This is a genomic window from Pedobacter gandavensis, assembly GCF_032677645.1.
Taxonomy (GTDB): domain Bacteria; phylum Bacteroidota; class Bacteroidia; order Sphingobacteriales; family Sphingobacteriaceae; genus Pedobacter; species Pedobacter gandavensis_A.
Genome location: NZ_JAVTSB010000014.1, coordinates 126,556 through 146,779, shown reverse-complemented (window position 1 = coordinate 146,779; position 20,224 = coordinate 126,556). Strand labels below are relative to the sequence as shown.

The following is a 20,224-nucleotide window of genomic DNA, read 5'->3' as shown; positions in this document are numbered from 1 at the left end:
ATAAAAATAGTCCTATATTTAAATGATGAATGGAGTGGTAAATGTACAGCTGACAAAAGCTGAAGAACAGATCATGCAGGTATTATGGGAACTGGGCGAAGGCACAGTACAGGATATCCGTGACCGGCTGGAAGAAGTTAAACCTGCGCGTACTACGGTGGCTACGGTCTTGACTATTCTGGAAAACAAAGGTTTTGCCAGTCATACCAGTCAGGGAAGGGTTAATGTATACCAACCGCTGATCAGCAAAGAAGGGTATTCAAAATCGCAGTTATCAGGTTTACTGAAGAATTATTTCAACAATTCTTTTGCAGCCATGGCTTCCTTTTTTGCCCGGGAAAACAACTATAGTATCGAGGAATTAGACCTGTTAATTAAGGATACAAAAGAAGAATTAAATAAAGAACAAAACGATAAATAACTATGGAAGCACTGGCCTTGTATCTATTGAAATCTGCCTTGTGTATTGCCGTTTTTTACGCGGTGTATTGGTGTTTTTTAAAGTATGAGACCTTCTTTCGTTTCAACAGGATATTCTTAATCGCCGGACTGATCTGCGCGGTTTTCCTACCGCTGTATACCTATACGTATGAAGTAAGACTGGATATAACGGCCGGTCTTGCGGATTCTTTAACTATCCCTGCCCCAGCTGCTGCTCCTGCCTTGAAGGAAAGCTATTTTATTTATTATCTGGCGATTGCTTACGCGCTGGTGGCTTGTGTTTTACTGGCTCGTCATGTGTTCGGACTGATTAAGATCAAAAAGGTCATCGCCAAAGCCGGATATCGTTCCATTAAGGAATGTCGTTTGGTACGTACCCCCGAGTTTAAATCGTCGTTCTCCGTATTTAATTATATCTTTTTTGATACTTCGGAGGAGCTTTCTGATACCGAAAAGAAAATGATTCTGAGGCATGAGCTGGCACATGTGAAACAGCGCCATTGGGCAGATTTATTGTTGGCACAGTTGTTTTGCACTTTGCAATGGTTTAATCCGATGGCCTGGTTATACCTCAAGGCCATCCGTCAGAACCATGAATTTCTGGCTGATGAGGCGGTATTACAACAAGGGAATTCTGTGGCGGGTTATAGAGCGGTGCTAGTGAACCATTATGTGGGCACAAGGGTATTCGCGATTTCCAGCTCCTTTTACCATTTTCCGCAGCAACGGATTAAAATGCTGGCCAAACCTGCTTCTGGTTGGTTCAAAAAAATGGCGGTAGTTATGGTGTTACCTGCTATGGCGGTTTTTCTATGGGCGTTTTCGGAAGCGAAAGTGGTGGAAACAACGAAGTTGGTTGAATCTACCGTTCCTGCAAAGCAACTTTCCATAACGGATTCCAGAACGCATTCCCTACCGGATTTACTTTCTGATACGACTAAGGTTTCCCGCAAGAAAACACTTTCCTCCGGTACTAAAAAGAAGGCCATTCTGGTCAGGAAAAAAGAAAGCCATAATCAGGTAGCTTTACCTAAATCAGCCAGTGTAATTCCCGGTGTGGATCAGATGTTCGCGACACAAGAAATAGTTGTTGAACAAATTAAACCGAAGGAAATCATGTTGACAACGGCAAGTCCTCAAACTAATAAAGCGGAACCTTTATATTTACTGGATGGTGTAGAAGTAACAACAGGTATTAGCAGTATCGATCCGGCTACCCTCACTAGTGTTAGTGTCCTTAAGAATGAACAGGCAATTACAGCTTATGGCGAAAAAGGCAGAAACGGGGTTGTTATCCTATCTACCAAAAAAACATCAAAGCCTGTCGTTCAGTGATTTTAAATATTTAAATCAAATCCTTTCTATTTCCATAAGACCAATCCTTTCTATTTCCTTAAAACAGATAGAATCTTAAAATTTTCCGGAGAATCCTAAAACAAAATCCGGCCCGATGTTATTAGAATATTAGCACATCAGGTTTTAACCCATGAGTTTATAATCAATTGATAGTAGTTTTATCAGCTATTCTCTTATTTTTATAATGCTTTAGGGTTAGCGAGGAACAAGCAGGAATTCAACATATAAAATTTAAAATATGGAAAAAGAATCAAATGACATCAGTAAATGCCCTTTTCACAATGGCAGCATGAAGCACAATGTGGCCGGTGGTGGCACCAGAAACCACGATTGGTGGCCAAACCAGCTAAAGCTAAGTGTACTGCGTCAACACTCCCCTTTATCAAATCCGATGGGGGAAGATTTCAATTATGCCGAAGCATTTAATAGCCTTGATCTTGCTGCGGTAAAAAAAGACCTTCATGAATTGATGACCGACTCCCAGGAATGGTGGCCGGCAGATTTTGGTCATTACGGTGGCTTGTTCATTCGTATGGCATGGCACAGTGCAGGAACCTATCGTGTAGGCGATGGTCGTGGTGGTGCCGGTGCTGCTTTACAACGCTTTGCGCCGCTGAACAGCTGGCCAGACAACGTAAGTTTAGACAAGGCCCGCCGATTATTATGGCCGATTAAACAAAAATATGGCCACAATATTTCCTGGGCGGATCTGATGATCCTGACCGGAAATGTAGCGCTGGAATCTATGGGCTTTGAGACTTTTGGCTATGCCGGTGGTCGCGAGGATCTATGGGAACCGGATGAGTCAGTTTATTGGGGAACAGAAACCAAATGGCTGGGTGGCGACGAGCGTTATGCGCAAGGTTCTCCAGGCGTTGAGGAATCACATGGGGTATTGTCGGCAGACGACGATGCGACCAATAAAATTCACACCCGCAAGCTGGAAAAACCACTTGCTGCGGTACAAATGGGTTTAATTTATGTGAATCCAGAAGGTCCGGATGGCAATCCTAATCCTGTGGCTTCGGCAAAAGATATCCGTGATACGTTCAGCCGTATGGCGATGGATGATGAGGAAACCGTTGCTTTAATAGCTGGTGGACACAGTTTTGGCAAAACGCATGGGGCAGCTTCGGCAGACCATGTGGGCAAAGAGCCGGAAGCGGTTGATCTGGAGATGCAAGGCTTAGGCTGGAAAAACAGTTATCGTTCCGGTGTAGGTCCGGACGCCATTACCAGCGGTTTGGAAGTGATCTGGACGACCACCCCAACCCAATGGAGTAATAACTTTTTTGAAAACCTGTTTGGCTTTGAATGGCATTTAACGACTAGTCCGGCCGGGGCCCACCAATGGGTAGCCACGGAGGCTGAAGCGACCATTCCTGATGCTTTTGACACTACAAAAAAACATTTACCAACGATGCTAACCACCGATCTTGCCTTAAGGTTTGATCCGGTTTATGAGAAAATATCCAGAAGGTTTTTTGAAAACCCTGACCAGTTTGCCGATGCTTTTGCACGTGCCTGGTATAAATTAACACACCGTGATATGGGGCCTAAGGAACGTTATCTCGGCCCTGAAGTACCGCAGGAAGAGTTGTTATGGCAAGATCCGATTCCTGCTGTAAACCATCCGCTGATCTCTGATGCTGATGTTGCGACCCTGAAAGCTCAGGTTTTAGCATCCGGATTAACTGTATCAGAGCTGGTAACTACGGCCTGGGCTTCGGCTTCAACCTTCCGTGGTTCTGATAAGCGTGGCGGTGCCAATGGTGCCCGTATCCGTCTTATTCCACAGAGATTCTGGGAAGTGAATCAACCGACACAACTGCAAAAAGTGTTAGATGTTCTCGAAAAAATACAGAAAGAATTTAATGCTGCAGCTGCTGGAGGCAAGCAGGTTTCCCTGGCTGATTTAATTGTATTAGCCGGTTGTGCAGCTGTTGAAAAGGCTGCTAAAGATGCAGGTCAGGATATCAAAGTTCCTTTTGCAGCTGGTCGTATGGACGCTTCGCAGGAACAAACTGATGTAGAATCTTTCGGTTACCTGGAGCCTCTCGCTGATGGTTTCCGTAATTACCGAAAATCAAGAGTGGCGGTTTCTACAGAAGAACTACTGATTGATAAGGCGAATTTACTAACCCTGACCGTTCCACAATTAACTGTATTAATTGGTGGTATGCGGGTGTTAGGCGCTAATTTTGATGGCAGCAAACATGGTGTTTTTACCACAAAACCTGGTGTGCTGACCAATGATTTCTTTGTCAATTTACTAGATATGAACACCGTTTGGGCGGCCGCATCCCAGGATAAAGAAGTTTATGAAGGTAAGGATCGTAGCAGCGATGCTGTAAAATGGACAGGTAGCCGTGCAGACCTTGTTTTTGGTTCTAATTCGGAATTGAGGGCTGTTGCTGAAGCTTATGGCAGTACGAATGCACAAGGTAAATTTGTAAAAGACTTTGTAGCCGCCTGGAATAAAGTGATGAACTTGGATAGGTTTGATTTAGTATAAAATTATTAGTTAATTAAGCTCCGTTATTTCCCTCCATTGATGGGAAAATAACGGAGCTTTTATTCAAGATATCTTGATATGTTGATATTTTTTATCCCTCAGAATTTCTACTAATCGCAAGTATGTTCTGCAACACTTCAATTGATTAGTTCAGTTCCAGTTCCATTTGAATATTGCAACGCTCATACGGGGTAGATCTGCCGATTACTTTTTTAAAGCCCAGTTTCTGATAAAGGTTGATTGCAGGTTTCAAAGCGGTATTACTTTCCAGATAAATCTTCGCAGCGCCCAACTCTTTTGCTGCATTTACCACTGCCTGGCCGAGTAACCATCCGATACTTTTACCCTGTATCTTTGGAGAAACCGCCATTTTTGCCAGCTCATAATCGTAATCCGGATCGTTCATTTTGATCAGCGAGCATACCCCTACCGGTTCATCGTTGTAAAGGGCTACAAATATTTTCCCGCCTTTGTCCAGGATATATTCTTTAGGATTATCAAGGGCCTTGTAATCCGCTTCTTCCATTTTAAAGTAAGTGGAAATCCATTCTTCATTAAGTGCTCTAAAGGCCGACTGGTATTTATCTTCATAAGCCACGATCTGCACATCTTTACTTTCTCTTAACTTTTTCTGCTCCTGCACCCTTCTGAACAAGGATTTTTGTTCCAGTAAGTACTCCCATTCTGCGAGTGCTTCCCAAAGGTTATGTCTTGCTTCCGAAATAATGCTGTCGATGGCCAGGTCCACATCTGCACACTGTACTTTGATGTGTTTGGAGATTTCGATTCCTTTTGTCGTTAACCCGACTACATTCCGTCGTTTATCCGGGGAGTCGCGGTTTTCCTGCACCAATCCTGCGGCGGTCATTTCCTGAATGATCTTGCTTACAGATGGCTGCGAATGTCCGATTTCATTGGCGATTTCGGTAATGGTCTTTTCTCCATCTTCTGAAAGAACAAAAAATGCAGGGAACCATTTCGGGGAGAATTCTACGTTGTATAATTCATAAATCCGCGCTGCGTCTTCCGTCACCTTTGCGGTCAATAATCTTAAGCGGCTCCCCAAAGCCATCTTACCTGTTTTCTCGAATAGTTCCATACACAAAGTCAATTACATAATCAGTTATGCAAATGTATAGAATATATTCAGATTTGGGCTATGATTTATTTAAGGTGGTTTGGTAAAGTACCTTTCCGGTATGGTGGATCACCTGTGCATTTAACCTGTTCTTATCAATAGAGAAATACATAAAACCATGTTCTGCGGCTTCAAACTTGCTATATCCTATCCCTGAGGTAACGGGCGTAACTTCAGAACCGGCGCCAGATATGAACTGATGCGTAAATCCTTCGGGCTTTAAATGTTGTAAAGAATGGTCATGTCCGGATAGATAAACATCTACTTTATTGCGGTCAAAAATGCCTTTAAGGACTTTTCTCACGGCAAGGGTATCGTAGTTTTTTATCCTTGGTCCGACAGTATAAATTGGATGATGGCCGATCACCATTTTCCATTTGATATGGGAGCCTGCATTTTTAAGGGTCTCCTCCATCCAGGCCAGTTGTTTGTCTGGCTGTTGATCATCAACATAAGGTGCATATTTTGGGTTGTTGTGGAACTCTGGTATCAGCGGACAAGTGTCAATGAAAATCATCAATACTTTATCGCCATTGCTGCCCAGATCAACTTCTTTTGAATAGTAACGGGCAGGCATTTTCCATCTTCTGCTCACTTTGCTGTAACGAATCTGGGCATCAGGATCACTCTGGTAATCGTGATTTCCTAATATAGGATACCAATCGTCCTGTAGGGAGAAGTCGGTATAAATGTTTTCAAATGAATAATGCCATAAAGGGTCCTGTTCGCTAACCACGCCTTTCGGGTAGAAGTTATCACCCAAAGAAAGGATAAAATCATTAGGGCGTTCTGTGGTCCATTTTCCCATTTGTTTAGCCACCTGAATCTGGTGATCGGCCCGGTCCGGCCCCAATCTCCGATAGCCACAAAATGCAGGGAATAGTCGTCTTTTAAGGCATTTGCCGGAGAAAGATCCTCCCCTTCCAGGTGTGTTTCAGCATTAGCCGCTATACCTTGTAGCGGGGCCAATATAGTGGCTCCTAATGCTGTAAAAGCCGTTCCTCTTACAAAATCTCTTCGTTTCATATACCAGCGAAATTACTCAGTTTAACAGCCCCCGCGTTTAAGGAATTGTTAACTTTTCATTAACCTTGCGGCCTGATATAGGTACAGGCCGCTGGTTTATCTGCATTTATTTTTTAGCCATGAAACTGCTTTCCTGATTTTCTCTTTACTTAGCGTAGCGCATATAATGCGATCGTTTCGTTACTTGTTGTTGGAAAAGAAATTCTATCGCCAGATAAGCTTTCTGCTTTTTTACCATTCCTGATGAGCTGCACTTTCTGACCCTTCCATGGGTTAACCATGGTGCAGGGCTTTCCTTTTTCACTGTTGATTTTAAGCTCAGAAACTACGCCATCCTTTAACCTTGCGGAAACCAGGAAAGCACCCCAGGTACGGATATTCCGGAAACTGGCATCCTGACCTTTAGGAATATTGAACAGGCGGATCACATTGCCGGCACTCATGCACAGCATTTCATTTAGCGCATTTTCTACGGTACAACTGTTTTCTATGCCATGCGGATTATTCAACTGAAATCCATTCGGGTAAGTCTTTAAAGCGTATTTATGAAGCTCCTGAAAAACCTCTGACGGATCATACCCTACCCTGATTGCCGCAACAAAAAAGCTATTGCTGGTATTCGAATCGTGCCAGCGTTTCATTTCGCCAATGGTATTCCGGGAGATTTTTAACAACGCTTCTTTGCTGTCTAAATTGATCGCATTTGCCGGATAAATGTGCTGGATTCCTAAGCCATTGCCATCCCACCAGGCTATCCCTTCTTCGGTATAGCGAAAAACGGATTGCCCATTTCTGCTTTGAACAGGAAAATCACTGAGCTTGTTTAAAATATCCTTCCATTTCCCTTGTCTTATCGTGTCTTTTTGCAAAGTAGTACTCAAATCAATCATTAAATCAAACGCATTTCGGATTAGTCCGATGGATAAAATCGGGTTCTTATCCTTACCTGAGCCTTCATGAATGGCATCGCCATAAATCACATATCTACCGTTCTCATACTTCAGGTAATCCTCCCAAAAATTGGCTACCGCCAGGGCATAAGGATAGATTTTCTCCCCATACTTAGGATCATAAGTACTGCGCCAGTATTGCGCCATGTTTAGTAAGCCATAAGCGGTATTAGAGCGTTGTCCGAAGAACAAGCCACCTTCTTCTAAATCGCGCCCGTTCTTGTACTGTAGAAAATCTTTGGTGACTTCAATTCCCAATGGTCCGATGCCAACGGGATATAATATACCACGGGTATTGGTCACGTTTTTCGCGTACCAGGCTCCTCTGTCCATAAAATCAAGCAAAGGTGCGTCATGCGGGGCAGCCTGCTCTAAACGGTTAGCAGCCGCCAATCCATAAAAAGGGGCTTGAAAATTATAGTTTAAATGGTAATCACCATTCCATGCAGGAGAATCTGAGGTGGTCCAGCCAAATATGGGCGGTGGAAATTTAGCATCGCGACTACAAGCCGCCATGGTGTATAAGCCTTGATAATAAGCTTTCATCAGCACCGTATCCGCTATAGAAATGGAAGATTTAGCCCAGTAGGTTGTCCACCAGTTTTGGTGTTGCTGTGCAATTTTAGCAAGCGATTTTTCATTGACTTTCTTAATCTGGTTCAGTACATATTGTTTTGGATCAGCCTGTTTGAAATTACCTTCCACCGCAAGTACGAGGGTTACCGCTTTGCCCGGACTCAGCATCAGCAGCCGTTTATCTGTATTTAACACCTTTAAAGCAATCGCTGCTGAGGTAGGGAGATCGACACTGTCGCGGAAAGAACGGGTTAACCAGCTAACATCCGCAGATTTTCCAGACTCCATTTTTGCCATACTGTTTTCTGGCGCGGTTAGTTCAAGGGAGATTTCAACCGCTTTATCCAGTGCTTTCAGTTCTATAAAAACCAGGTTCTCTGTAGCCGATACCCAGGATTTTACAACTAATTGCTGCTGGTTGTTTTTCAATAAACTGGTAGTTACTCCGTTACTCAGCAATTGCTCCGCGGAGAAAGCAGCGGCTTCCATACCTTCAATTTTTAAACCCAGAATACCGACTACCCGGGGGCCGGATAAACCGTCTGCTTTGGAACGTAAGCGCCAAAAATCATTCTTAGAAAGGTAAAAAGACAGGTTGTTATTTTTATAACCCAAACTCATGGTCAGGTCTCCATTTCCCATTAGCGGCGCATCTACAGACACGTCATATGGGACTTTAAGCGGTGCTTTTGTCCAGGTGTTTTTATAGGTTGGTGATTGCGCAAAAACTGACAATGTCAGCAAGGGAATGAGTAGTACTGCGGAAAAAACTTTCATATCTTATTTTTTTGGTTGAGATCCCATGGTTAACTTTAACTTTCCTCCTTTTAATACTTCAGATTGAAGGATTCTAAAGCCTGTTACCGGTTTTCCATTTAGTGTTGCGGATTGTATGTACTTGTTGTTTTTGGAAGCATTCTCCGCTTCAATGATAAATTCAGCACCTCTATTGTATTTATGGTCTAATTTGATGCGAACTTTAGGATATCTCGGACTACCGAGTTCATAAGAAGGATTGACCGTAGTGCCACCATCCATCTGGAAAAGACCTAATACACTCATGATGAACCAGCTACTCATTTGCCCCAAATCCTCATCACCCAGATAAGCATCATAAGCCGTGGTACCATAATACTGTTCTTGAATTGCTCTGGCCCATTTCTGCGTTAACCAAGGCTGTTTTGCCCAGTTAAACAGGTAAGAAACCTGCATGGTCGGCTGATTTCCGTGATTTACAGGGAACAGGGAGAAATTATCACCGGCAGCATTAAAATTGGCAACCGCTGATTTTTCCATAGCCGAATTCAGCCGCTCTACAAAACGGTCTTTACCCATCATGGAGATTAAAGCTTCCGGATCATGGGGTACAAACCAGGTATAATTGAAGGCATTTCCTTCAACAAAACCAGGGGTGTGAAAGGGATCAAAAGGTTCTATCCATTTGCCTGCTTTATCTTTGGGTCTGATGAAACCGGTATTGGTATCCATCAGGTTTTTCCAGCTTTCAGATCTTTTCAGGAAGTATTTATAGTCTTCTGTTTTATTCAGACTTAAAGCCATTTGTGAGACGGTCCAGTCGTCAAAAGCATATTCTAAAGTATTGGATACCTCACCCATGTGCTGAGGGATATAACCATATTTCATATAAGACTCGATATCCTCCACTCCCACTGTTCCCCCTCCTTCATATTTCTGAGGGCTGGTTGTCATCATTTTCTTTAAGCCGGCATAGGCCGTATCCAAATCAAAATCACGGATACCACTTTGCCAGGTGCTTTGAATTTGCGAGGCTAAATGCATGGCCACCATAACGCCACTATGTTCGATTCCTGCCGGATCGGTATTAAACCAGCCACTGTTTTTATACAGTGAAATCGCAGAACGTGCCCATTTTGAAGACATTTCCGGGGCTACCAGGTTAAAAAGCTGCTGGTTGTTCCAGAACGTATTCCAGTATTCACCACTTACGATGACATCTCCGGGAAGCTCCAGTTTTTTGATCTTTTCCTTTTCATCTACATACCTACCATCTACATCGCTCCAGATAGCTTTTGCACCAAGGGCGCGGTATAAATTGGTATAGAACTTCTTTTTCTGGAGGTAATCATCGGTTTCGATCTCGATTCTACCCAGATATTCGTCCCAGATGTTTCTTGCATTAGTCACCACTTTTTCAAAGTTCCATCCAAAGGGTTTGCTAAGTTCGGTGTCCAGGTTATTTCTGGCACCTGCCAGATCCACCAGGGAAACTCCGGAACGAACCTGAATTTGTTCTCCTGCTTTGGTTGTGAAATTTAAAAACACACCCGCATCGCCTTTTCCGCTTAAGCTGTCGATATCATGGGTAATTGAAGGTTTGGTTTTAAAATCATGATTCCTGTTCCAGTTTCCGATATAGGATTTCACAGGTACAACTTCATCATTTACCCATCCGCCCATACTTTTAAAAGGCTTGTCAAATTCGAGCACAAAATATACGGTGTATTGTTGTTGCAGGGAATAACCGGTAAATGCGTTGTAGTAAGTTGCATGGCCTTCGATCTTTTGATTGCTCACTTTAGTGACTACGGCACTTACTAAATTCTGAGGATATTCTGCCGGTGTAAACAGGTCTACCATAACACGGGCAGTATCCATTTTCGGAAAAGTATAGCGTTGAATTGCCGCATGTCTGGTGGCTGAAATCTCGGCATTGATCTTCGTATCCGTTAGGAATACGCTGTATTTACCCACTTTAGCAGATTCTGTGCTTTTATCAATCCGCGACCGGTATCCGCTATCCGGATTGTCTTCCGTTCCGGGATTTACCTGGACTGGACCACCAGTTGGCATCAACAACAAGCCAGACATCGTCCAGTCTGAAAAATGACTGAAGCCCATAATATTATCTACCGTATATTCATATCCGGCTTTCCAGATTTCGTCCTGGTTATCTGGCGCAATCTGCACCATACTGAAAGGCAAAGAAGGTCCTGGTTTAAACATCCACCTGGAATTCCCTGTGCCCATTAGCAAATCCACGTAATCAGAAGGTGTCTGTAAATGCTGTTTTGAGCGCTTTACTTTGCCGGAATAAATCACCTGATTAGCGGAGATCACTTTCACAAGCGCAGATTTATCCTGAATTACCGCAGGCATTGGAATTTCTAAGATGCTATGCCCCGCTTCTACCAGTTTTTTAGAAACAACTACCCCATCCAGCAGGATTTTCAATTCCTGATCATGGTCCATTTGTTGAATATCAATCAGCAAGGGCTGGATTCTTTTACGGTCTTTTACGATTTCAAAGCCTGCCGGATTTACAGCGGCAATTACGGAGCTGGTCCCTTTGCGGATGCTTTGTGATGGCGCGCCATAAAATCCGAGGTTATCAAATATAGCCCAGGAGCCTTTTACGTTGGCCATCTGAATGGTATTCATCCCTTCTTTAATCCAGGAAGCCGGAACATCGACTTTTATACTTTGGGCTTTTGCCGAACTATAATCGCCATTAATTCCCTTTCCGCTCCCTGCTTTAAGCGCGATTTTCTGTTGATGGCCATTGATATCGATCCTGAAAACCGTCCCTTCTTTCGCGTTTGCATCCGCAAAATTGACCATAAATGTATAGCCGGATCTGGCCGAAGCTTTGTCCAGGTTAAACAAGATCCGGGGGAAATGTCTGGGGTAAAAACCGGCCCAATATCCGCCACCGGCCCAGCTGTCTAAAGCGCCTGGTAATACATAAGCCCAGTGTTTATCCGGTTTAGCATAACCGACGGAATAAACCAGGTTTTCGCCACCAAACTGCTGTATAAATGACTGGTAATTATGACCTGGAGCTAAGGCAAATTCTTTGCCTGAATTATCCTTAACGCCTATTTCCCAAAGCAATTTTGACTGTGCAAAAACTCCTGAGGAGCCCAGGGAAAGGCACAATAAGGTAAGCCACTTTTTCATGTGTTGTTATTTAATTTGGTTTAGGTATGACCGGTATTTTCCGGCTTACAATTTCACAAGGGTAAGATCTTTTGACAAAGCATACTTTCCGCCTTTAGCGGTCTTAACGTCCACAATTTTACCCTTATAACTAACCCTTAAAGGATTACCCAGCTTAGATAAAACTGTCGCCTTGATCAGTTCTCCATTTTTCCAGTCGATTGCAACCTCAAAGCCTCCTCGTCCAACCAGGCCTTTCATCTGGCCATCGGGTAAAGCATTTGGTAATGCAGGCAACAGGCGAATGGTTCCGTTGGTACTTTGTAAAAGCATTTCTGCAATTCCTGCTGTACCGCCAAAATTACCATCTATCTGAAAAGGAGGATGCGTATCAAACAAGTTGTTCAAGGTGGATTTACTCAATAATAAATTGATGCTTTCATACGCTTTATCGCCATCGAGTAAGCGGGCATAGAAATTAATAATCCAGGCACGGCTCCAACCTGTCCCTCCTCCTTTTTGAGACAAACGGCGGCTGATCGTTTTTTTAGCCGCCTCAAAAAACTCAGGTGTTTCCGGATTGATCTGACTTAATGGATACAAACCCAAAAGATGAGACATGTGGCGATGACCTATTTCCGTTTCCTCATAATCTTTGATCCATTCCTGGATGGTTCCGTTAGCAGAGATTTTTACCGGAGGAAGTTTCTTTTGAGTAGCTCTGATGTCGGCAATAAAATCTGCATCAACTCCAAGAACAGCTGCTGCCTCCGCACAATAATCAAAAGCCGCATTGACTGTTTGAATATCGATGGTTGCCGCGTAAGTAAGTGTTGACGTTTCCTTGCTGTTTGGCAGTCTGAATTTATTCTCAGGCGAAGTAGAAGGATTGGTCACCAGGTAACCTTCCGGCGATGGAATCAGAAAGCCCATTAAGAATTGACAAGCCCCTTTTAATATGGGATAAGCGGTAGTCCGAAGGTATTCCTTGTCTCCTGTAAATAAGTAATGTTCATAAACGGGGAAAGTAATCCAGGCGCCATTGGTTGGCGTCATTCCCCAGGTACCATCGCAAATACTTGTGCGGCCAAAAGCATCCGTAAGGTGGTGCATGGTCCAGCCTTTGGTACCATAGGTTTCTTTTGCAGTCACCGTTCCGGGGATGGTAATTTGCTGCATAAAATTAGCAAGCACCTCGCTCGTTTCCGAAAGGTTGCAAATTTCCGCAGGCCAGTAATTCATTTGTAAATTGATATTGGTGTGGAAATCAGAACTCCATGGCGCATTCAGGTCTTTATTCCAGATTCCTTGTAAGTTAGCTGGTAATACGCCTGGTTTACGGGAAGAACCCATCAATAAGTAACGTCCGTACTGAAAATACAGCGCGATCAGGCCATTATCCGTTTTTCCTTGCTTCATCCGGTTTAGCCGCACATCTGTAGGGTATTTCGCTAAGGAATCTGCGCCAAAATCCAGACTTACCCGATCAAACATGGCCTGATGTTCGCTGGTATGTCGCTTGAAAAACGCGACAATTTTGGTATCTTTTACTTTGTTCAGTATCGCTTTACAGGATGCAATCGGACTAATGGCCCGGTCGTAATCCAGTTTAGCCAGGGAATAATCGGTTGCGCCGGTCAGCACAATTTCCACTGACTCTGCATTATGAATCATCAGGATATTCCCTTTTACTTCGAAAGTCCCTTTTTGAAGTTTCAACCTGGCTTCAGCGGCAAATTTCATATGCGCTCCTGCCGGACCTCTGGTTCCTTTTTTTGGGTCAACTTCATCTATGATCTGACCTTCCAATTCAATATGTCCATCCGGAAAGGCTTTCACTTTCACATCTCTCTCCCGACTTAAAGAAATAGCGGCATTGATCAGTGCTTTTTTACTGCCTTCAATGCGATAGAAAATGCAGTTATCAGGAGCTGAAACAAATACTTGCTGTAAAATCCGGTTCCCATTGATGTGGTATGCTGTAGTAGAAATACCAGTTTGTATGTTTAAAGAACGACTATAATTTTCTGGTTTGGCTTCCCATTGAAAATCCAGCTTTAAATCACCCAAAGGTTGGTAAGAACGCACACGTGCCGGTGTTCCCACCATATACAAATTGGCTAAACTATCTGCCTCTTTAAATTTATTATTGAAAATTGCCTGTTGAATTTGAGGCAGATATTGCAGCGCTTTTGGGTTATTCGCATTCACTTTAGCTCCGGCCCAGATGCTTTCTTCATTCAGCTGTAAAACTTCCTGTATTGGATTCCCGAAAACCATGGCACCCAGGCGGCCGTTTCCGATAGGTAATGCTTCATACCAGGTGCTGGCAGGCTGTTTATACCATAAGGTGTTTTTGTTCGACTGTGCAAAACCTTCCATTCCTATTCCCAAAAGGATAGTATAAAAAAGGAGACCTGAAATTCTTTTCATGATTTGTCTTTAAACCTTTTTTGATCCGAAAGGACTTTGAAAAAAACAACTAACATTGGATGTAGTCCAAAGGTTTTATATCCAAAAGCATTTAAATGCCATTTGATCTCCATAATATTTGGTTTTGGTTGGTTTGGTTGTATAGTTAATATTACGCTACCAACCATATTTAAAAGAAAAATCAGCATTCTGATTTTACACAAACGTTTGCATTTTTTTTAAAGCAGGTTCAAAATGATTTATTTCCTCAGAATATTGAATTAAGCGTTATTACAGGAAGAAATCGCTGGTTTAATTTAAACAAATAATTTAATTAATATGAAAGCATCTTGTTTTTCAAAATCATATGGAATAAATAATTCAACACAAACGTTTGTTTTCGCATTTAAGAGCGGCACTTACCTATTGCGGTACGACCATTAAACCGATTGTCACGCTGTTTTTTTATATTTTAACCTAAGCATATTCTTCTAATTTCAGAAAGGCTTCCCTGGCAGGTGTTCCAGTTTGTCTCTCAATACCTGATATTCTTTTTCCAGGCAGCGGAAAGCTTTGGTTCCGATGACTCCCTCCGCGTAGTCCATTCTTTTCTTCTCGTAATCCACAGCAACCTGATCAAAACGGGTTTTAACAGCCTGATACTTCGCTTTTTCTGTTCTTTCCTCCTGGCTATCCGGAACGCCATTCAAATTTCCCACATAAAAACTATCCGAGATTAATTCTTCATTGGCAGATTTAAAACAAAGGTAAACCTCCATTTGCTGCCCCATCATCCAGTCTTTATCCAATGGGATAAAACAGCGCCCATCTTCCCTTTTCCCCGCATTAAGAAAGGTACTAGCGCGTTTTTTCGCCGGGTGACTAACCGCGACCAGCAGGATATCATCGCTGCCGCCATTATCCGAAATACCAGGATCCCAGGTTAAATTAAGGCCATCCCTTCCTTTACTGACGCTCAAATCTGTTGCCATTTCCAGTGTTCCCCTACTCAGCACAACTTTGTTGTAATCGACCTTAATATTGGGGTATTCGCCGGTTAAAGCCTGTTTCTTGTTGTAAGAAGTCGCCAGATTGTGCGGATTTTTAACCGTACCTTCTGACTCCAGCTTAAAACTCACATTGATAAAATCCTTCAGGGGTTTCAGCAGTTCCATCGTTACCGACATTTCCTGACGATTAGCCTTTTGTTTTAGACTCACTTTACCCAGTTTACCGTTAGAACGGCACACCGCCTGTCCTTTTAACATATAGAAAACTGTATTTCCTATTTTCCCCGAAGGGTGCCCAAAAGGGCCAACTTTGCATATTGCCATGATATTCTGGTTAATTGGTCTGAATTGACTGATAACCAAGATACAGAGAAACCAGAATATATCCTATGAATTTACCATAAAGTTGCTAATATTTTTAGCAACCCTACAGAAACCCAGGACAGCCTTTATTCAGCGTTTTCAGGCAATTTTGCCCAACAGAGCCCTAGCAAATCACAGCAAAACGAGCAAAAGAGGTTACAAATTTGAAACCTCTTCTGGAGTTCCTCCTTAACGAGCTGCTGACATTGGAAGGAAATTCGTTATACAGAAATAGTAGCGTTATTTTATCGCTTAACCACGAGATAGCTGCCCACTTCCTTACCGGAATCATCCAGCATACTGACTTCTATTTGCTTGTTAGTCGCTTTAATCTTTGTCAGGGTCCGGGAACCATCCTTTGGTCCACCCCCAATAATGATGGGATAGTTGTTCAGTTTTTTATCCGGCTGATGAACTTTATATCTATGGGTATGCCCGCTTAACACCAGGTCTACTTTTCCACGATTCATGATCGGTTCAAATAGTTGGGTACAATGAACAGATCCATGAGCATCTCCAGAATAACGTGGAGGAATGTGCATCATTACGACACGGAAAGCCGCATTTTTAAATTCCTTCCGGCTAATTTCCTTTTCAAGCCATACCGCTTGCGCTTCTCTGTATTGATCAAAATCTACAATACCTGCATATACGGGATGTGAATCTTCTTTATCTTCACCGGTATCCAGGATCACAAAACGAACAGGTCCCAGTGTGAATGCGGTATTCCCGACATGGTCAAAATAGGCAGGAAAATCACGTGCAAATTTACCTCTGGTTTCATGATTTCCACGCACATATACAAAAGGAGTACTGCTGGCAAAGTAGTCTACACAGGGTTGCAGCATATTATTTATGATCTGCTGCTCATCATTTTGGTAGTCGAAAATATCCCCGTTAAAGAAAATAAAATCACGTTTATTTCCCTTATCCAGATCCAAAAGATGAGCGATAGATTTTGGCCGGTCATGGAGGTCATTCAACATCAGGAAGGAAACTTCGGCTTTCGCAGGATCGGTATTTAAGAAACTTTCGGTATTGCCGGAAATGGTCTCCCCATAAGTCATTTTGTAGGGTTGAAAATCTTTGATTTCCTTCGAGACAATTTTATAATGATAGCTTGTTCCTGGTTTTAGATTTTCCAGTTTAACACAGTTTAAGCGTCCTGCGGGTTTAAAACCCAGCTCACTTTTACCGTAGGCTTTTTTATCCAGCTGATCGGGAGATAAGCCATATTCCACCCAACTGGAACTGTCTTTACTGGTAATCCATAAGATGGAAAGACTATTGCCAAAGTTAGTCTGTAAATATGGTCCGGTAATAATTTTAAACTCCTCAGACTGATCATTTAAAGGACTTGAAATCGCCCTTTCCGGGTTTAATAAGGTGAGTCCACCAAGGACAAGTCCGCCCTTTAGGAAATTCCTTCTGTTTCCTTTTGATAAATTCTCATTCATAGGATTTGGTTGGTTTAGGTTTGATAGCTGTATTAGCTTTTATTGCTTCTTAGACCCAATGCTAATTATAAATAACTATGATTACAAATCCTATCGAAACGCAACCGTTTGCGTATTATAAATGATAAAATACACTATAATAAAATCTGGATTAGGTAAATAAGTTTCAGTATATTGAAACCTAAATTCCTTATAAATCACCAGGCATGAATTCTGTTAAATTTACAGCTATAGCTTTGTTAACCGTGCTGCAACTTGCTACCTGTAAACAGCCCGAAAAAATTGCGGTGATCAACTTCGATGACAACGTAAAAGCTGCAGGTATCACTAAAAACTCAAAGAATGGCCTCCAGGCTATTAATTTTTGTAAAATTATTAATGTAGACTGGGATTCGATCCTGATCATCCCACCGTATACCATGGAAAGTCAAATAGATAAAATAAAGGCAGAAAACATTTCGACTATAAAAAGTGAAATTTTGGCAAGTAGCACCGGAGATGACCATCTCCAGTTAATTGTCTTAAAACAACATAAAGTTGTTGCTTATGGCGAATTAAGCCTGGTCCCTTTGAATTTAGGAAGACTAATGAACACTGGTGCTGGATTTGTTTCTATTTCAAAAGAAAATTGTGCTCATTTTATTGCTGTTCCAAATAAACTGGACTCCTCAACCTATACTGTTAAAATTGACACGTTGAAATAAGGTATCGGATTCATTGAACCTGAACTCAAAGAATTAATTCTTAACACAAAATAAGTGTGTTTTACAATAGGTCCATATCAACGATTACTTATACAACAGGTAACTACCTTCAGAGGGCATACGCGCTGAACTTTCAATAACTGTGATCAAAGAAGTACCAAGCGCATTTTCTAACCGGCTAATCGTCTCCAAAGTTAGATTTTCCTGGCCTTTGAGAATTTTACTTACCTGTTGAGGTGACACCTTTAACAAGGTTGCAAGATTCTTTTGGGTTATGCCCTTTTCGCGAATAATACCATTAACTTTTATCGCTATTGCCTGTGATTTTTTCAACCAATCACCTTGATCACCCCTAAACTTTGCATTTTCATGCCAGGTTGGTTTTTCCTTTGAAACTATCGCTTCAAGCTTCTCAATTAAGTTTTCTACTGCCATATTTATAATTCTAAGAGTTCAAAATCATCTTCATCTAATATCCCGCTTTCTTTTAAGTACGCTTTGGTCATTTCCAGTTTACTGAGTTCCTTTAATAAATGAAAACGATTGTTCATTGTTGGTGTTAATTTTATTGCGCCGCCACTAATTACATAACAAGTTGCGGATATTCTGATTGCATAAATTCTCAGCCAACTGCGTCTCTTTAATCCAACTACCTTGTTTTTCTGAAATGGTACTTGCTTATAATCCTGATTATTTAAAGGTTTAAAATAATTCTGTAAACTATCTCCTTCTCTAATCCGTTCTGCGACATCTCTAAGCCGACTCTCGAGCTGCGCAGCTTCATTCAAAGTGAACTTAACTGCCTCATCAATAGACAACTCCCCGGTATGACCAGCGTAAAAAGCACAATGCAAATCTTTTATATTCTCCTGAAAGAAATCATATAAATATTCAACATCATTCCACTAATCAAATATTCTCGAAAATTCGTCAACTTCGGAGCCATTAAACCGGACTGCATATAACGTTTCTTTACACACAACAAATATAGAAATAATTCTCATGAATCAACTTATAGGTTTACTTTTTTTATATGTAAATTAAAACCTACTGAACCAGACACCTCAGCGGAAATTACACAATAGCGAATATTACTATAAACAATGATAATAAAAATAATAATACAGACTTTATTTTACACAAAAATAAACTTAAAGTAACTATCAAGATTAATTCACAACCTATAAACTTAAACAAACATCCTTAATCTGTATGGAGCACCAACAAAAACAGCCTGTATCATCATTGACGATACAGGCTGTTTCTGTTGGTGTTTATTACTTATTATTTTAACTCTTAACTGTTCTTTAAAGCGAACCTACTTTCTACTTAATTTCCGGTTGCTGATTCGGGGAGCGATGTCTTTTCCTGCAATTAAGATTTCCTCATCCTTATAACCCAATTCTGCCGGTGATTTCCCCATCCAGGAACTGTTTGTACCCTCCAGGCGAACCGTCATCCTGACCGGGTCCACGATCAATGTTGCAAATAAGGAAGACTCATAAGGACAGGTTTGCGTCAGAATCGGATGTTTTTTGAGCACATCATCCGGAAAGTTTTTGTTGAGGTATTGATCACCAACCCAAAAATAAGATGCAGAGTTAATATGAAGGTAATTGATGTTGTTTTTTGTGACTAACTGATCCAGATGGGTATGCCCGTTAATGGCCAGTAAAATTTTATCTGAGAACTGGCTAAGTATTTCTTGAATTTCCGCTGCATTATCAACCGCAAAAGCTCCCGCGAGTGGTTGGTGCGAAACGATAATTACGGGGCCTTTCAGTTCTTCCAGCGTTTGTTTAAGCCAGCTGACTTGTTTTTCCCCAATAAAAGAAGGATAACCATTTTGTTTTGGAGATCCCTTTTCATTGCCATTCAAAATAATAAAGGAAATACCGCCGATTGTTTTTGTATAATATGGAGCTGGCATTTCCCATAAATCCAGGCATTGCTGTGTGGTATGTCCGGCATCAGTATCATGATTGCCAAGCACATGCATCCGGGTTTCATGTGCGCCATTAAAACGATCAACTACCGGTTTATTCTTTAGGGATGGAAATGCGAAGTCGCCCATTTGCAAGAGTGCATCTGGCTTTGTTTTTTCCATATGACTTAAAAATGTATGGAGTCTTTCCATTCCATCAGGCATGAGATCATGGTGTAAATCGGTGATTACACCTATGCTCACAGACTTAGCTATGTTTTGCATCATCGCAGCAACAGTTGAAGGGATTGCAATCGCTATCCCGGCAATTATCCCGCCCCCTATAAAACTTCTACGACCAATGGTGTTGGTTTCCTCTACTTTAGACTTCTTTTCCATTTTTAATTTTAGTTAAAATTCCTCAGAATATGATA

At 41.9% G+C, this 20,224-nt stretch carries 14 protein-coding genes; 4 read left to right on the top strand and 10 right to left on the bottom strand.

The features are described from left to right. Positions 1-22: 22 nt before the first annotated feature. The 3 genes from R2Q66_RS21660 to katG all read left to right on the top strand — a co-directional run bounded on the left by R2Q66_RS21660 (position 23) and on the right by katG (position 4,312). Positions 23-421: a BlaI/MecI/CopY family transcriptional regulator gene (locus R2Q66_RS21660; protein WP_316753163.1), complete on the top strand. Its 399-nt coding sequence runs from the start codon at positions 23-25 to the stop codon at positions 419-421. A 2-nt stretch (positions 422-423) separates the two neighbouring features. Continuing rightward, positions 424-1,776, top strand: coding sequence for a M56 family metallopeptidase (locus R2Q66_RS21655; RefSeq protein WP_316753161.1), 1,353 nt, complete (start codon positions 424-426; stop codon positions 1,774-1,776). Positions 1,777-2,035: 259 nt separating this feature from the next. Then, complete coding sequence (katG, locus tag R2Q66_RS21650; RefSeq protein WP_316753159.1) at positions 2,036-4,312, top strand: catalase/peroxidase HPI; 2,277 nt, start codon at positions 2,036-2,038, stop codon at positions 4,310-4,312. 145 nt (positions 4,313-4,457) lie between these two features. Here the strand turns inward: katG and R2Q66_RS21645 are convergent, their stop codons facing one another. From R2Q66_RS21645 to R2Q66_RS21615, 7 genes are all read right to left on the bottom strand, one after another. Continuing rightward, positions 4,458-5,411 (bottom strand): GNAT family N-acetyltransferase, encoded by a 954-nt coding sequence (locus tag R2Q66_RS21645; RefSeq protein WP_316753157.1) that lies wholly within the window; start codon positions 5,409-5,411, stop codon positions 4,458-4,460. A gap of 58 nt (positions 5,412-5,469) precedes the next feature. Continuing rightward, positions 5,470-6,258: a metallophosphoesterase gene (locus R2Q66_RS21640; RefSeq protein WP_316753155.1), complete on the bottom strand. Its 789-nt coding sequence runs from the start codon at positions 6,256-6,258 to the stop codon at positions 5,470-5,472. A 367-nt stretch (positions 6,259-6,625) separates the two neighbouring features. After that, positions 6,626-8,779, bottom strand: coding sequence for a glycosyl hydrolase family 95 catalytic domain-containing protein (locus R2Q66_RS21635; RefSeq protein WP_316753153.1), 2,154 nt, complete (start codon positions 8,777-8,779; stop codon positions 6,626-6,628). 3 nt (positions 8,780-8,782) lie between these two features. Then, positions 8,783-11,941, bottom strand: a complete 3,159-nt coding sequence (locus R2Q66_RS21630; RefSeq protein WP_316753151.1) for a GH92 family glycosyl hydrolase — start codon at positions 11,939-11,941, stop codon at positions 8,783-8,785. Positions 11,942-11,986: 45 nt separating this feature from the next. Continuing rightward, on the bottom strand, positions 11,987-14,353 hold the full coding sequence (locus R2Q66_RS21625) for a glycoside hydrolase family 95 protein (RefSeq protein WP_316753149.1): 2,367 nt from the start codon (positions 14,351-14,353) through the stop codon (positions 11,987-11,989). Positions 14,354-14,829: 476 nt separating this feature from the next. Next, on the bottom strand, positions 14,830-15,666 hold the full coding sequence (locus tag R2Q66_RS21620; RefSeq protein WP_316753147.1) for a DUF6266 family protein: 837 nt from the start codon (positions 15,664-15,666) through the stop codon (positions 14,830-14,832). 284 nt (positions 15,667-15,950) lie between these two features. After that, complete coding sequence (locus R2Q66_RS21615; RefSeq protein WP_316753145.1) at positions 15,951-17,162, bottom strand: metallophosphoesterase; 1,212 nt, start codon at positions 17,160-17,162, stop codon at positions 15,951-15,953. Positions 17,163-17,368: 206 nt separating this feature from the next. Between R2Q66_RS21615 and R2Q66_RS21610 the strand changes: the two genes are divergently transcribed. Next, a complete protein-coding gene (locus tag R2Q66_RS21610) occupies positions 17,369-17,866 on the top strand; it encodes a hypothetical protein (protein ID WP_316753143.1) in 498 nt (165 codons plus the stop codon). 84 nt (positions 17,867-17,950) lie between these two features. On the opposite strand, the gene R2Q66_RS21605 is transcribed toward R2Q66_RS21610, so the two are convergent. The 3 genes from R2Q66_RS21605 to R2Q66_RS21595 form a co-directional block, all read right to left on the bottom strand. Then, positions 17,951-18,301: a transcriptional regulator gene (locus tag R2Q66_RS21605; protein WP_316753141.1), complete on the bottom strand. Its 351-nt coding sequence runs from the start codon at positions 18,299-18,301 to the stop codon at positions 17,951-17,953. A gap of 2 nt (positions 18,302-18,303) precedes the next feature. Continuing rightward, entirely contained in the window at positions 18,304-18,720 is a 417-nt protein-coding gene (locus tag R2Q66_RS21600; protein ID WP_316753138.1) for a hypothetical protein, read from the bottom strand. Positions 18,721-19,184: 464 nt separating this feature from the next. Next, positions 19,185-20,189 (bottom strand): metallophosphoesterase family protein, encoded by a 1,005-nt coding sequence (locus R2Q66_RS21595; RefSeq protein WP_316753137.1) that lies wholly within the window; start codon positions 20,187-20,189, stop codon positions 19,185-19,187. Between the last annotated feature and the right edge of the window lie 35 nt (positions 20,190-20,224).

What these genes read in the sequence shown, in the direction of transcription:
- R2Q66_RS21625 (WP_316753149.1), bottom strand. Translation starts at nt 14,353, where the DNA reads ATGAAAAGAATTTCAGGTCTCCTTTTTTATACTATCCTTTTGGGAATA.
- R2Q66_RS21660 (WP_316753163.1), top strand. Translation starts at nt 23, where the DNA reads ATGATGAATGGAGTGGTAAATGTACAGCTGACAAAAGCTGAAGAACAG.
- R2Q66_RS21630 (WP_316753151.1), bottom strand. Translation starts at nt 11,941, where the DNA reads ATGAAAAAGTGGCTTACCTTATTGTGCCTTTCCCTGGGCTCCTCAGGA.
- R2Q66_RS21615 (WP_316753145.1), bottom strand. Translation starts at nt 17,162, where the DNA reads ATGAATGAGAATTTATCAAAAGGAAACAGAAGGAATTTCCTAAAGGGC.
- R2Q66_RS21635 (WP_316753153.1), bottom strand. Translation starts at nt 8,779, where the DNA reads ATGAAAGTTTTTTCCGCAGTACTACTCATTCCCTTGCTGACATTGTCA.
- R2Q66_RS21620 (WP_316753147.1), bottom strand. Translation starts at nt 15,666, where the DNA reads ATGGCAATATGCAAAGTTGGCCCTTTTGGGCACCCTTCGGGGAAAATA.
- R2Q66_RS21610 (WP_316753143.1), top strand. Translation starts at nt 17,369, where the DNA reads ATGAATTCTGTTAAATTTACAGCTATAGCTTTGTTAACCGTGCTGCAA.
- R2Q66_RS21640 (WP_316753155.1), bottom strand. Translation starts at nt 6,258, where the DNA reads ATGGGAAAATGGACCACAGAACGCCCTAATGATTTTATCCTTTCTTTG.
- R2Q66_RS21655 (WP_316753161.1), top strand. Translation starts at nt 424, where the DNA reads ATGGAAGCACTGGCCTTGTATCTATTGAAATCTGCCTTGTGTATTGCC.
- R2Q66_RS21605 (WP_316753141.1), bottom strand. Translation starts at nt 18,301, where the DNA reads ATGGCAGTAGAAAACTTAATTGAGAAGCTTGAAGCGATAGTTTCAAAG.
- R2Q66_RS21645 (WP_316753157.1), bottom strand. Translation starts at nt 5,411, where the DNA reads ATGGAACTATTCGAGAAAACAGGTAAGATGGCTTTGGGGAGCCGCTTA.
- R2Q66_RS21595 (WP_316753137.1), bottom strand. Translation starts at nt 20,189, where the DNA reads ATGGAAAAGAAGTCTAAAGTAGAGGAAACCAACACCATTGGTCGTAGA.
- katG (WP_316753159.1), top strand. Translation starts at nt 2,036, where the DNA reads ATGGAAAAAGAATCAAATGACATCAGTAAATGCCCTTTTCACAATGGC.